At 68.9% G+C, this 13,444-nt stretch carries 9 protein-coding genes; 4 read left to right on the top strand and 5 right to left on the bottom strand.

Annotated features, from left to right (window positions below; genetic code table 11):
- Nucleotides 1-3 precede the first annotated feature (3 nt).
- Nucleotides 4-999, bottom strand: a complete 996-nt coding sequence (locus RBS12_RS19310) for a formylglycine-generating enzyme family protein (protein ID WP_307967794.1) — start codon at nucleotides 997-999, stop codon at nucleotides 4-6.
- A gap of 141 nt (nucleotides 1,000-1,140) precedes the next feature.
- Between RBS12_RS19310 and RBS12_RS19305 the strand changes: the two genes are divergently transcribed.
- The 3 genes from RBS12_RS19305 to RBS12_RS19295 all read left to right on the top strand — a co-directional run bounded on the left by RBS12_RS19305 (nucleotide 1,141) and on the right by RBS12_RS19295 (nucleotide 5,016).
- Nucleotides 1,141-1,755, top strand: a complete 615-nt coding sequence (locus RBS12_RS19305; protein WP_307967793.1) for a PadR family transcriptional regulator — start codon at nucleotides 1,141-1,143, stop codon at nucleotides 1,753-1,755.
- Between the two features lie 58 nt (nucleotides 1,756-1,813).
- Nucleotides 1,814-3,592: a sulfatase gene (locus RBS12_RS19300; protein ID WP_307967792.1), complete on the top strand. Its 1,779-nt coding sequence runs from the start codon at nucleotides 1,814-1,816 to the stop codon at nucleotides 3,590-3,592.
- Nucleotides 3,593-3,669: 77 nt separating this feature from the next.
- A complete protein-coding gene (locus RBS12_RS19295; protein WP_307967791.1) occupies nucleotides 3,670-5,016 on the top strand; it encodes an MFS transporter in 1,347 nt (448 codons plus the stop codon).
- Between the two features lie 200 nt (nucleotides 5,017-5,216).
- Here RBS12_RS19295 and RBS12_RS19290 read toward each other — a convergent pair whose 3' ends face one another.
- The 4 genes from RBS12_RS19290 to RBS12_RS19275 all read right to left on the bottom strand — a co-directional run bounded on the left by RBS12_RS19290 (nucleotide 5,217) and on the right by RBS12_RS19275 (nucleotide 11,931).
- Entirely contained in the window at nucleotides 5,217-7,655 is a 2,439-nt protein-coding gene (locus RBS12_RS19290; protein ID WP_307967790.1) for an MMPL family transporter, read from the bottom strand.
- 72 nt (nucleotides 7,656-7,727) lie between these two features.
- The gene (locus tag RBS12_RS19285) at nucleotides 7,728-8,348 is read right to left on the bottom strand and encodes a TetR/AcrR family transcriptional regulator (RefSeq protein ID WP_307967789.1); all 621 of its coding nucleotides are present in this window, start codon (nucleotides 8,346-8,348) and stop codon (nucleotides 7,728-7,730) included.
- Between the two features lie 289 nt (nucleotides 8,349-8,637).
- Nucleotides 8,638-10,083, bottom strand: a complete 1,446-nt coding sequence (locus RBS12_RS19280) for a dicarboxylate/amino acid:cation symporter (RefSeq protein ID WP_373886567.1) — start codon at nucleotides 10,081-10,083, stop codon at nucleotides 8,638-8,640.
- Between the two features lie 129 nt (nucleotides 10,084-10,212).
- On the bottom strand, nucleotides 10,213-11,931 hold the full coding sequence (locus RBS12_RS19275; RefSeq protein ID WP_307967787.1) for a DUF885 domain-containing protein: 1,719 nt from the start codon (nucleotides 11,929-11,931) through the stop codon (nucleotides 10,213-10,215).
- 311 nt (nucleotides 11,932-12,242) lie between these two features.
- Here RBS12_RS19275 and RBS12_RS19270 point away from each other — a divergent pair.
- The coding region (locus RBS12_RS19270) for an IS481 family transposase (protein WP_307967378.1) at nucleotides 12,243-13,444 on the top strand (1,202 nt) is incomplete at its 3' end.

Below are 13,444 nucleotides of genomic sequence, written 5' to 3'. Positions count from 1 at the left end.
TCCTCACGGTCGATGGATGGCCCGCGTCTCGAGCGCGACAGTGCGGAAGCCGCAGTTGCCGCTGGACGAGTCGGGTGTGTTGGAGGTGCGTGCGGCGACGCGATAGCGGCTGCAGTAGGACTCGTGGCACAGGTAGGAGCCCCCGCGCATGACCCGTCCGGCGCCGATTGACGGCCCCCTGGGGTTCTGTCGGGGTGACGACCGATAGTACTTGGGCAGGAACCAGTCGTTGCACCACTCCCACACGTTCCCAGCCGTTTCGTACAGCCCGTAGCCGTTCGGTGGGAAGGATCTGACGGGGGCGGTGCCCAGGAACCCGTCGTCCTGGGTGTTGAGGGTGGGGAAGGTGCCCTGCCAGATGTTGGCGCGGTGCTCGCCGTCGGGCGTGAGGTCGTCTCCCCACGCGTAGCGCCTGGCGGCCAGGCCCCCGCGGGCGGCGTACTCCCATTCGGCCTCGGTGGGCAGGCGGCGTTCAGCCCAGGCGCAGTATGCCACGGCGTCGTTCCACGAGACGTGGACGGCCGGGTGATCAGGTACCTGAGTCCAGTCCGAGAGGGGGCCGGCGGGGTGGGCCCAGTCTGCCCCGCGGACGTTGAGCCACCACGGGGCGCCAGCAGCGGCGCCGAGAACGTCGTCGTCGTTCGCCTTGACCAGAAGATGGAAGACGGCGCTCGTGGCGTATCGCTCGGCCTCGGTGCGGTAGCCGGTTGCCTCCGCGAAGGCGGCGAACATGCTGTTCGTTACCGCCGTTGAGTCGATCCGGAAGGCGGAAAGCTCGACTTCGTGGACGGGGGTCTCTCCGTCGGAGGGGTAGCCCTCGCCGAACTGATCGCCCATCTGGAACGCGCCGCCGACAAGGACGACATCGTCGTGGTGCGCGGTGCGGGGGGACGCTTCCGCGGCCGAGGGCGCAGCCGTGGTGCGAGGGGCTCCTGCTCCTCTCGCGCGCCCCGGCGAGCAGCAGCTCGCGGCGTGGCTCGAATCTGTCGTGGCGTCCATGGTTCCTTCTCAAGCGTCATCGCACGTGCTCTCGAATCTATCACCGGGCGGCTCGAGCACAGCATTCCATTTGTGTCATTGACGATGCATTCTACTTGTGCCATCCTCAAGTGACGTACCTCACGAAGGAGACCTGAAGCAGTGAAGCTGGAACACATCCTCCTCGGCGTACTGGCCTCGCACCCGAGCACCGGCTATGACCTCAAGAAGTACCTCGACACCCACGGCCGCTTCCTGCGCTCCAACACCCAGATGAGCCAGGTCTACCGGTCCCTTGCGAGCATGGAGAAGCAGGGCTGGGTCGCCCACACCGTCGACCCCCGGCCCGGGGCGCAGGACGCCAAGACGTACCGCGTGACCGATGAGGGGGCCACCATCTTCCTCGACTGGCTCACAGGCCCGTACCAGCCGCCGTCGCGCTTCCAAGACCCTGAGCTGGGGGCGCGCCTGAGCTTCGCTGGCTTCATGAGCGCCGAGCAGGTCTTGCGCCTCCTCGACACGGAAATCCACACGCGGCAGGAGGAAATCGCGCGGTACCGGTTCCGGGACCGGCGCGAGAACTGGGCGGCCACCATTCCGTTCGACGCCGAACTCGCCGAATCGCTCGGCGAGCGGCTCCACTTCATGGGCGCCGCAGCGATCGACGCCCATGTCGCGGCCATGATCGAGCTCCGCAAGGACATCCTCGACGGGAAGCTCTCGTCCCGCTCGCTGACCGCCGTCCCCGAGTCCCTCGTAGCCCGCGAGGTCGAGTGACGGGCCGTCAGCCCGTCCGCCTGCACCCGACCCGCCCACAGCCCTTGGAAGGACCACGATGAGGGCCATCATCCTCATGTTCGACAGCCTGAACAGGCACATGCTCGCCCCCTATGCGGACACGATCGTGGACGCGCCGAACTTCGCCCGCCTCGCGTCGCGGGCGGTCACGTTCGAGAACTTCTATGCCGGCTCGATGCCGTGCATGCCTGCCCGGCGCGAAATGCACACGGGCCGCTACAACTTCCTCCACCGTTCGTGGGGCCCGCTCGAGCCGTTCGACGACTCGATGCCCGAGTTGCTCAAAAACGCGGGCGTCCACACGCACCTAGCGTCCGATCACCCCCACTATTGGGAGGACGGCGGCGCGACCTACCACCCCCGGTACACCACGTGGGAGTTCTTCCGGGGCCAGGAGGGCGATCCGTGGAAGGGCGTCGTGGCCCCGTCAGCGAACGACGGCGGGGCCGCCGGCGGCGATTGGCGCGCCGGCATGAAGCGCCAGGATCTCATCAACCGCAGCTACATGCCCACGGAGGCCGAGCACTCCCAGACGCGCACGGTCGACGCCGGCATCCACTTCATCGACACGAATCACGCCGCCGACCAATGGATGCTGCAGATCGAGCTCTTCGACCCCCACGAGCCGTTCTTCACGCACGACGCCTACAAGGCCATGTACCCGCACCGCTACGACGGGCCCGAGTTCGACTGGCCCTCGTACCAGAAGGTCACCGAGCCCGAAGACCAGGTCGAGCACGCGCGCTACGAGTACGCGGCGCTCGTCTCGATGTGCGACAAGTCCCTCGGCCGCGTCCTCGACGCGATGGACAAGCACGAGCTGTGGGACGACACGCTCCTCTTGGTCAACACCGACCACGGCTTCCTGCTCGGCGAGCACGGCTGGTGGGCCAAGTCGGTGCAGCCGTGGTTCAACGAACTCGTCCATCTGCCGATGTTCCTGTGGGACCCCCGCACGGCGGGCCGTGACACGCGTCGCGGGGCCCTCGCCCAGACCATCGACATCGCCCCGACGATGCTCCGGTACTTCGGACTCGAGCCGACGCCGGACATGCAGGGCCGGGACCTCGCCGTCGTCCTCGAGGATGACACCCAGGTGCGTGAAGCCGCCCTGTTCGGAATCCACGGCGGGCACGTCAACGTCACCGACGGCAAGTACGTCTACATGCGCGCGTCCGCGGACCCCTCCAACGCGCCGCTTGAGGACTTCACCCTCATGCCGACGCACATGCGTTCGCGGTTCGCACCCCGAGAGCTTGCCGCGTGGGAGCCCGCGGAGCCGTTCTCCTTCACGAAGGGGCTCCGGACCATCAAGGTGGACGCGCCGTCGCTCATGAATCCGTGGGTGCACGGGACGCTTCTCTACGACATTGAGGCGGACCCGGGTCAAGAACGCCCGATGGAGGACGACGATGTCGAGCTCCGCATGCTGCGCCTGCTCGCCGAGCTCATGCACGCCTCGGACGCCCCTCGCAGTCAGTTCGAACGGCTCGGAATCCCGTTCGACACGCCGCCCACGGAGGAACATCTCCTCGTGCGCCGTCAGGCCGAACGCGCAGCGGCCGCCCTCGAACCGCTCCCGCCGCTGGCCCACTTTCAGGCCGACGGGGCCGCGCTCGAAACCCCGATTCTCGAGCTCCTCCAGGACCCGCAGTGCCGGGACGTGCTCGGACAGCACGTGCCACAGCTCGTAGCCACGGAGCTGGTCAGCATCTCGCCCCAGCTCACGATCTATCAGCTCGCGAAGGTCATCCCCCTTCCCGTCGGGACCCTCGAGCTCCTCGCCAAAGAGCTCGCGCCGGCCCCCATCTCCTAGCCCACCCCCCGACCCGCACCCACCTGCCGCCGCCCGCACCCACCCGCAGCCACCTGCCAACGTAGACAGGACACCCCATGGAAACTCGAACCGCGAAGACTGTTCCCGCCGAGGGAGAGGCTCAAGCCCGGCGCGTTCCGCACCGCTGGCGGAACCTCGTCGTCCTCACGGGCGTGAGCATCGTCGACAACACGGAAGCCGGCCTCACATCGACGATCTTCCCGTCGATCGCGGCGGCCCTCAGGCTGCAGAGCAGCCACCTCGGACTGCTTGCGGCGCTTGGGAAGGTCGTCGCCGTGCCCGCGGGACCTGCCTGGACGTGGCTCGCGTGGCGCATCGGACGCCGCAACACGCTGGTCCTCATCACGCTCGTCGGCGGTGTCTTTGGCGCGGTCGCGGGCTTTGCCCACGACTTCACCCAGCTCCTGATCTTCAACGCGCTCATGTCCGCCGCCATGGTCGGGGGCGTGCCGATCTCGAACGCGATCCTCGCCGACTCGTTCGACGACGCGAACCGCGGCAAGGCGGTCGGCTACTTCTACGGCTTCATCAGCCTCGTCAGCTCGTTCGTGGGGCCGCTCATCGCCCTGTTCACGGGACTCACGGACGGCTGGCGGTACGGCATGTGGACCATCGGCGGCATCTGCGTCGTGGCCGGCCTGATCGTCGCAGCGCTCTACAAGGATCCCGGCGTCGGGGCAGCCGAGAAGCAGCTCGCCGACCTGTCCGAGTCCAAGCGCAACCTCTCCCGCGCGACGCTCTCCTCCGCGCTCTCGATCATGAAGGTGCCCTCGTTCTCCCTCATGATGGTGTCCCGCCTCCTCTCGGGCCATCTGCTCATCTCGATCTTCGGCATCCAGTTCCTCGTGACCGAGCGTCATTTCACGAATGCCGTCGCCGCCACCGTGCTCGTCCCGTTCGGGCTCGCGTACTTCGCCGGGACCGTCGGCGGCGGGTGGTTCCTTGCTCTTCTCGACCGCGTGATCCCGCACCGCGGGCGCGTCGCCTACATCCAGGGCGCCCAGGTCTTCTTCGCCGCCGTGGCCTTCTTCGGAACGCAGTTCCACTACGAGGGCATCGGCGTCTACGCGATCTTCTGGGGCCTCATGGGCTTCGGGCAGGGCCTCAACCCCTCGGTGAACCGCTCGATCGTCGCCGCCGTCATCCTGCCGGAGCTGCGCGGCCAGGCGTTCGCGATCTTCTTGAGCATCTTCGAGACCATCGGCTGGGCTCTCTTCTCCCTCGGCGCCGGGGCGCTCGCCACGAGCCTCGGCATTCAGACGGTGTTCTTCTGGATCATGGTGGTCCTCATGCTCGTCAACGCGGCGGTGCTCACCGGACTGTACAAGGTCTATCCGCGGGATGTGGCGCGGGTGACCGAGACGCTCGAGCTGCGCCGTCGGGAAGCCTTCCAGGAGGGCTGACGCATGAGAGGGCGGGGCGCGGCCCTGCCCTCTCACCCGCTGGCGCCCCGGCGGTCGTGCCCACACCACAGCCCCGCCCATGCCGTCGAAGCCGTCGACGGGCTTGCCGCCGACTGCCCGACCGTGGGGTCCTCACTCGTCTGGACGGGCGCGCCCGGCGCCTGCCCGGTCGCGGGCAGGCGCGGGCGGCCGCTGGCCGGTTAGCCCGCGGCGTGCTCGGGCACCCGGGTGGGCTCCGCCGTCGTCCGTTCGAGCTTCGCGCCTTCGATGTCGAGGTCCGGCAGCACGCGCGCGAGCCAGCGCGGGAGCCACCACGCGCCGCGGCCGATGAGACGCATGACGGCGGGGACGAGTGTCATGCGGACCACGAACGCGTCGAGCAGGACGCCGAGGGCCAGGGCGAAGCCCAGCGGCCTGATCATCGTCACGTGGCTGAAGATGAAGCCCGCGAAGACGCTCACCATGATGATCGCCGCGGCCGTGACCACGCGGGCCGCGTGGCGGAAGCCAGTCTTGACCGCGAGGCGCGCCTCCTGGCCGTGTACGTACGCCTCGCGAATCCCGGACGTGATGAACACCTGGTAGTCCATCGCGAGGCCGAACAGGATGCCGATGAGCAGGATCGGCAGGAAGCTCAGCACGGCGCCCGGATGGGTGACGTCGAACACCGGTCCGAGCCAGCCCCACTGGTACACCGCAACCACCGAGCCGAACGCCGCGCCGAGCGAGAGCAGGAACCCGCCGGTCGCGAGGAGAGGCACGAGGAGCGAGCGGAACACGAGCAGCAGGAGCACGAGCGAGAGGCCGACGACGATCGCGAGGTACGGCGGGAGCGCGTCGGCGAGCTTGGACGAGACATCGACGTTCGCGGCCGTCTGGCCCGTGAGGCCAATGGTCACGCCCGTGTCCGCCTGAATCTGCGCGCCCTTGGCCCGCAGGTCGTGGACCACCTGGACCGTGCTTGCGCTCGCCGGGCCGTCCGACGGGATGACCTGGAACACGGCCGTGCGGCGGTCGTCGCTCAGGGCGACCGGGACGGCGGCCGTGACGCCGGGGACCGCACGGAGCTCGTCCGCGACGTCGAACTGCTTGGCCTTCGCGGCGTTCGCGTCGAGGCCCGCCGGGAGCTCGCCGACCGCGACGATGGGGCCCGTCATGCCCTGGCCGAAATACGTCCCCGTGGCGTCGTAGGCCTTGAACGCACTCGACTCGACCGGTTCGGAACCGCCGTCGGGAAGCGCGAGGCGCAGCTGGGCTGCCGGGAGGGCGAGCGCCCCGAGGAGCGCGACCGACGCGACGAGGGCGAGCCACGGGTGCCGCGTGACCCACGCGCCCCACCCGCGCTCGGCCTTCGCGAGATCCTCGCGGGCCTCCGCCTCCTCGTGGCCGGCCTGGGCGTTCTGCGCCGCGGCCTTCTTCCAACGGCGCTTGGAGATGATGCGCTTGCCCGCGAAGCCGAGGATGGCCGGCAGGAGCGTGATCGCCACGAGGACGGAGACGGCGACCGTTGCGGCCGCCGCGACGCCCATGACCGCGAGGAACGGCAGGCCAGGAACCACGAGGGCCGCGAGCGCGATGATGACCGTGAGGCCCGCGAACAGCACGGCGTTGCCGGACGTGCCGATCGAGAGCGCCACCGACTCGCGCGGATTCATCCCGTGCAGAAGCTGCGTGCGGTGGCGGTTGACGATGAAGAGGGAGTAATCGATGCCCACCGCGAGGCCGAGCATGAGCCCGAGCATGGGCGTCGTCGAGCTCATCTGGATGGCGCCGGTGAGGGCGAACGTGCCGCCGACGCCGATCGCGACGCCCACGAGCGCCATGAGCAGAGGGAGGCCTGCTGCGACAAACGTGCCGAGCATGATGAGCAGCACGATCGCGGCGATGATCACGCCGGTGGCCTCCGAAGGCCCGAACAGCTGCGAGATGTCCTGCGTGAGTTCCTTGCTTGCGTACGAGTGCACGCCGGGGACCTCGGCTGCGAGGTCCTGGACTTTCTGGCGGAGATCGCCCGGAAGAGCATCGGTTGATTTCGTGAACTGGACCGTCGCGATCGCGGCCTTGCCGTCGGTGGAAACGAATCGGAGTCCCTGCGAGGCCTTCGCCTGACGCTCTCCGAGCGCAAGGTCGGCCTTCTTCTGCGCGAGCTGGGCCTGGCCGGCGTCGAGCTGTGCCTTCGACGCAGACAGCTGCTGCGCCGACGCCGCGAGCTGCTGCTGTCCCGCGGCGAGCTGCGCCTCCGCGGCCGCGAGCTGCTTCTCGCCGTCTGCGAGCTGGGCGTCCGCGCCGTCGAGCTGGGACTGCGTCGCGAACGGGTCGGTGACGTTCTGGACCCCGTCGAGGCCCTTGATGCGGGCGAGGGCGTCACTGATGCCCTGCTTCTGGTTCGCGGTGAGCGCCGCGCCGGCGGACTCGAAGACGATGCTCGCGCTGCCGCCGGCGGCGGACGGGAGGTCGGACTTGAGCTTGTCCAGCATGCGCTGCGTCTCGGTGCCCGGGATCTGGAACGTGTTGGAGAGGGTCCCGTGGAACGCGGCCGCGGACCCGCCGACTGCGAGGAGGGCCACGATCCAGAGGGACAGGACGAGCCAGCGACGGTCGTAGGCGAACCGGCCGAGGCGGTAGAGGAGGGTGGCCATGGGTGCCTCCTAGGGAGGGTGGGTGGGAGAGGAATGGGGTGGGTGAGGAAGCGGGTGGGTGAGGAAGCGGGGTCAGTCGGCCGCGAAGCCGCTCTTGAGGTGCTCGATGGCGGACATGAGCAGCTCGCGGAGACGATCGATCGACGACGGTGAGAGGTCGCCACCGCGCTCGGCGAACCAGACGTGCAGGGAGGCCTTGCCGCAGGCCATGACGCTCCCGGCGAGGGCCTGGACATAGAGCTCGTCGAGGGAATCGCCCTCGCGCTCGCGGATCGCCGTGACGATCTTTTCGCTGCACTCGTCGAACGCCTGCAGCTGGAAGCGCGTCACCGGGTCGTGCCCGTGCGCGACGATGAAGGATTGGGCCATGGGGGCCATGAGCTCGTGGTCCGCGAGGCCGAGCAGTGCATTGATTGCGGACTCGAGGAGCGGTTCGCCGTGAGGGCGTTCGCGGAAGCGGTCGAGGGCGGCGTCGAGGAAGCCGAAGGTCGGAGCCGCGATGGCCTCGTCGGCGCTCGAGAAGTAGTTGAAGAACGTCCGGCGGGATACGCCGGCCGCTTCGGCGATGTCCTCGGCGGTGAAGTTGCCGAGACCGCGCTCGCCGGCGAGGTCGACGGCGGCGAGGACGATCGACTGTCGCGTCGCGGCCTTGTTCAGCTCGCGGCGGGTCGGCGTCTCGGAGGAAGCAGTCACGTCATTACACTAAGTGCAACTTTGCACTTGGTGCAAACTTGAGAGGAAGGCTCTCAGCTTCCGACCCGTGGCCATCTCTCGCCTGACACGTGGCCCTCTTCGGGGAGACGACATCGGGCCGTTCCCCGGCTTGTGGCAGGGGAACGGCCCGAGATCAATGGCGGGTGGCCACGGGTTGGGTAGGATGCGGCCGCGGGTTGGGTGGGATGTGGCCGCGGGTTGGGTGGGATGTGGCCGCGGGTTGGGTGGGATGCGGCCGCGGGTTGGGTGGGATGCGGCCGCGGGTTGTTCAGCGGGCGGCGACCAGCTCGCCGTCGTTCGTTCCGCCGTCTGTCGCCGTGCCCGCCGAACCGCGCTCCGCCTCGTCCGCGAACGCGTCGCCGGAGCGCTTGGCGTTGTAGAGCCCGAGGTCGAGGATGCCCTGCCGCTTCGAGACGATCGTCGGGACGAGCGCCTGGCCGGCCACGTTCACGGCGGTGCGGCCCATGTCGAGGATCGGGTCGATCGCGAGGAGGAGGCCGACTCCGGCGAGCGGCAGGCCGAGGGTCGAGAGCGTGAGGGTGAGCATGACGACGGCACCCGTCGTCCCCGCAGTCGCCGCCGAGCCGAGCACGGACACGATCACGATGAGCAGGTACTGGCTGAAGTCGAGATTGATGCCGAAGAACTGGGCCACGAAGATCGCCGCGACGGCGGGGTAGATCGCCGCGCAGCCGTCCATCTTCGTCGTGGCGCCGAGCGGCACCGCGAAGGACGCGTAGCCCCGCGGGACGCCGAGGTTCCGCTCGGCGACGCGCTGCGTGAGCGGAAGCGTGCCGATCGAGGAACGGGACACGAAGGCGAGCTGAACCGCCGGCCACACGCCGGAGAAGTACTGCTTGACCGAGAGCCCGTGGCTCTTGACGAGGATCGGGTACACGACGAACAGGACCAGCACGAGGCCCACATAGATCGCGATCGCGAACTTGCCGAGCGCACCGATCGTGTCCCAGCCGTACACGGCCACGGCGTTGCCGATGAGGCCGATCGTGCCGAGCGGGGCCACGCGGATGATCCACCACAGGACCTTCTGGATGACCTCGAGGGCCGAGCGTGTGAAGGAGAGGAACGGATCGGCCTTGGCGCCGACCTTGAGCACGGCGATGCCGACGGCGATCGCGATGACGAGGATCTGGAGGACGTTGAAGCTCACGCTTGTGGTGACGGCCCCGCCGTCGGCCACGGTCGAGCTTGCGCTCAGGCCGAGGAAGTTGTGCGGGAAGAGGCCCGTGAGGAAGGCCCACCAATCGCCGGTCTTGCCTGCGTACTTGGCCTGCTGCGTGATGCCCGTGTTGGCGCCGGGCTGGAACGCGACGCCGAGGCCGATGCCGATGAGAACCGCGATGAGCGCAGTGATCGCGAACCACAGGAGCGTGTTCCACGCGAGCTTGGCCGCGTTGGAGACCTGGCGGAGGTTAGCGATCGAGCTCACGACCGCGGTGAAGATGAGGGGGACGACGGCGGTCTGCAGCAGGGCGACATAGCTGCTGCCGATCGTCGAAAGGGTCGCTCCAAGGGCGTTCGGCTTGGCGGCCGTGCTGCCGGTGTACTTGGCGACGAGACCGAGGACGAGGCCGACGACGAGCGCAGCGATGATCTGCGTGCCGAACGACGTGGCCCACGCCGGGAGTCGGCGCGCGCGGGTGCTGGATGATGTGCTCACCGGAGAAACGTATGTCCGCGTGGCGTGGCCCATCTAACTAGTGTTTCGCCGGATGACGGCACAATCCGCCCGTGAGCTCGGCGCGGCACCCTCAAATCGTGAGAGTGCCGCGCCAAACCGCCGATGAGTCCGGCTATTCCCCGATGGGTGGTGAAACTTCTCTCACGCGAGCAGGGCGCGGCGGAGCGTGTCGAGTCCCACGGATCCCAGGTTGAGCGCCCGCGTGTGGAAGTCCTTGAGGTCGAACTCGCGCCCGTCGGCCTCGGCGCGCTCCGCGAGCTCGGCGCGGGTCTGCTCCCACAGGCGCTGGCCGACCTTGTAGGCCGGCGCCTGCCCGGGCCAGCCGAGGTAACGGTGGAACTCGAAGTCGAGCTGCCCGTCCGAGATCGCGAGGTTCTCGCGCAGGAAGGCGTACCCCTTCTCGGGCGTCCACGGGCCCGATCCCCAGCGCTCGGGGATCTCGAGCTCAAGGTGCACGCCGATGTCGAACACGACCCGCGCCGCGCGCATGCGCTGCGCGTCAAGCATGCCCATGCGGTCGCCCGGGTCGGAGAGGTAGCCGAGCTCGTCCATGAGCCGCTCGGCGTAGAGGGCCCAGCCTTCGCCATGGCCCGAGACCCAGCAGATGAGCCGCCGCCAGCGGTTGAGCAGCTCTCGGCGGTAGACCGCCGTCGCGCACTGCAGATGGTGACCCGGCACGCCTTCGTGGTAAACCGTCGTCGTCTCGGACCAGGTCGTGAACGAGTCCTCGCCCGCCGGCACGGACCACCACATGCGGCCCGGGCGGGAGAAGTCGTCGGACGGCGCCGTGTAGTAGATGCCGCCGTCCTGGGTCGGGGCGATCATGCACTCGAGCTTGAGCATGGGCTCGGCAATCTCGAAATGCGTTCCGGCGAGGTCCGCGACGGCGCGGTCCGAGAGCCCCTGCATCCACGCGCGCAGGGCGTCGGTGCCCTTGAGCTGCCGGGCGGGGTCGGCGTCGAGGATCTCCTTGGCTTCCGCGATCGTCGCGCCGGGCTTGAGCTGCTCGGCGACGGCCTCCTGCTCGGCGATGATGCGGTCTAGCTCCGCCACGCCCCACGCGTACGTCTCCTCGAGGTCAACCGTCGCGCCGAGGAAGCGGCGGGACGCGAGCGCATACCGCTCGCGTCCCACGGCGTCCTTCTCGGGTGCCTGCGCGAGGAGCTCTCCCTCGAGGAAGTCCGCGAGCTTCGCGTACGCCGCCGACGCCGCCGCGCACCCCTCCGCGAGCGCCCCGGCGACGTCCGCAGGGAGGGCTGCTCCGCCGTCGAGCGTTGCGTTCGCGGCGAGCTGGGCGAAGAAGCCCGTGCCCGCCGCGCCGTAGCCGCGGGCTTGGCCGACGACGGCGCGCACCTGGCGTGCGGCGGCGACCTTTCCGTCCGTGGCGGCTGCCCGGAGCGAGGCGACATAGCCGTCAATCGCTGCTGGCACGTTCGCTGCGCGACCGGCGATGTGGGCCCACTGTTCGGCCGTGTCCGACGGCATGAGGTCGAAGACCGCGCGAATGTGCTGGGCGGGCGAGTCGATGTTGTTGAGCTCGCCGACGGTCCAGCCGGTCTCGTGCTCTTCGACTTCGAGGCCGAGCCGCTCGCGCATCGCGTCGAGCGTCACATCGTCGATCTCGTCGGCGGGATCGACGCCGTCGAGCTCCGCGAGGGTCGCCCGCGCGAGGGCGAGGCGGGCCTCGTGGCCCGCGGGCGAGTAGTCCGGGTACTCGGTCTCGTGTCCCGGGAAGCCGAGTTCGGTCGCGAGCGACGGGTTGAGCGCGAGGAGCCGGTCGGTGAAGGCCTCGGCGACGGCGTCGACGGCGGTCGGCTCGCGGCGCGTGGGGGCTAGGGTCTCTTGGGTGTTCTGAGTCACGTTCCCGAGCCTACTCCGGCCCGCCAGAAGTGAAAGAACCGGTGCACACCTCGGCGTCGCCGCCGTCCCCATGTCTTGCCCCGAACTCCCCAACTCTTGCGCCAGCCTCCCCAACTCTTGCGCCGGCCTCCCCAACTGTTATGTCTCAAGACATCGGTGACAGTTCTGCCTCAGGACATCGGTGACGGTTCCGGGGTTCTTGGTGGTGACACTTCTTTCGCTCTGATGGGCTGGTGAAGAAGAACTCCACTGTCGATCCTCGTATCCGTCTCGCGATCTCTCAGTGGCCGGAGAACGCGCCTCGGGGTGCGGTGACGACGTTCTGCGCCGAGCATGGGATCTCGCGGAAGACGTTCTATGCGATCCGCGCCCGGGTCGCCGCGGACGGGCCGGCCGCGGCGCTGGAGCCCAGGTCGCGGCGCCCGAAGAACAGCCCGGCCAGGCTCTCGGACGATGTGAGGCAGCAGGCCATCGGGGTGCGGGCGGCGCTGGAGCGCTCCGGGCTGGACCACGGTCCGATCAGCGTGCACGAGAAGATGCGTTCCATGGGCCTGGCATCGGTGCCCTCGCCGGCGTCGCTGGCACGCATGTTCCGCCAGGCAGGGGTCGCTCGGGCCGAGCCGAGGAAGAAGCCGCGGGCCGCGTTCCGCCGGTTCGTGTATCCGGCGCCGAACGCGTGCTGGCAGCTGGACGCGACGGAGTACGTGCTCGCCGGCGGGCGCAAGTGCGTGATCTTCCAGCTCATCGACGACCACTCCCGCTACGCGGTCTCATCGCACGTGGCCCGGTCGGAGACGGCGGAGGCGGCCATCGCCGTGACAAGGAAGGGGATAGCCGCCCACGGGGTGCCGCAGCGGCTCCTGACCGACAACGGCAGTGCGCTGAACCCGATCCGCCGGGGCGTGATCGGCCAGCTGGTCATCTATGTGACCTCCCTCGGAGTCGAGCCGATCACGGGCAGGCCCAACAAGCCCACCACCCAGGGCAAGAACGAACGCTTCCACCAGACCCTCTTCCGCTGGCTGGACAAGCAGCCCCTCGCCGAGACGATCGACCAGCTCCAGGAACAGGTCGACGCGTTCGACATCATCTACAACACCCAGCGCCCGCATCAGGGCCTGCCCGGCAGGATCACCCCCCTGCAGGCCTGGGAAGCGACCCCGAAGGCCGAACCGCCCAGGCCGAGGCCCGCACCGCCCGAGCCCACAGTCCCGGGACGCGGCGCCGCCGCGGCAACACGCATCCGCCCGGGAGTGGAAGGGACGGCCACCCGCGTCGTGCCCGCCAACGGCGGCATCACGATCCGCGGCGTGAAGTTCCAGATCGGCAGCGCCAGGACCGGACTCCAAGTCCACATCGTCTGGGATCCCGAAGGGATCGCGTTCTTCGACCACCAGGGCACGCTACTGATCGAGCACCTATGGCCGGCCAAAGGAATCACCTACGTCAGCAACGGCCGCCCCGTCGGCACAAGGCCCCGCACCGACGAAACTGTCACCGATGTCCTGACACA

It is taken from the genome of Sinomonas sp. ASV322, assembly GCF_030908245.1.
Classification (GTDB): Bacteria; Actinomycetota; Actinomycetes; order Actinomycetales; family Micrococcaceae; genus Sinomonas.
This window is presented reverse-complemented; position numbering and strand designations above follow the sequence as displayed.

Coding starts and splice junctions, on each gene's coding strand:
- RBS12_RS19280 (WP_373886567.1), bottom strand. CDS start 10,083: ATGGGCCACGCCACGCGGACATACGTTTCTCCGGTGAGCACATCATCC.
- RBS12_RS19310 (WP_307967794.1), bottom strand. CDS start 999: ATGGACGCCACGACAGATTCGAGCCACGCCGCGAGCTGCTGCTCGCCG.
- RBS12_RS19295 (WP_307967791.1), top strand. CDS start 3,670: ATGGAAACTCGAACCGCGAAGACTGTTCCCGCCGAGGGAGAGGCTCAA.
- RBS12_RS19300 (WP_307967792.1), top strand. CDS start 1,814: ATGAGGGCCATCATCCTCATGTTCGACAGCCTGAACAGGCACATGCTC.
- RBS12_RS19290 (WP_307967790.1), bottom strand. CDS start 7,655: ATGGCCACCCTCCTCTACCGCCTCGGCCGGTTCGCCTACGACCGTCGC.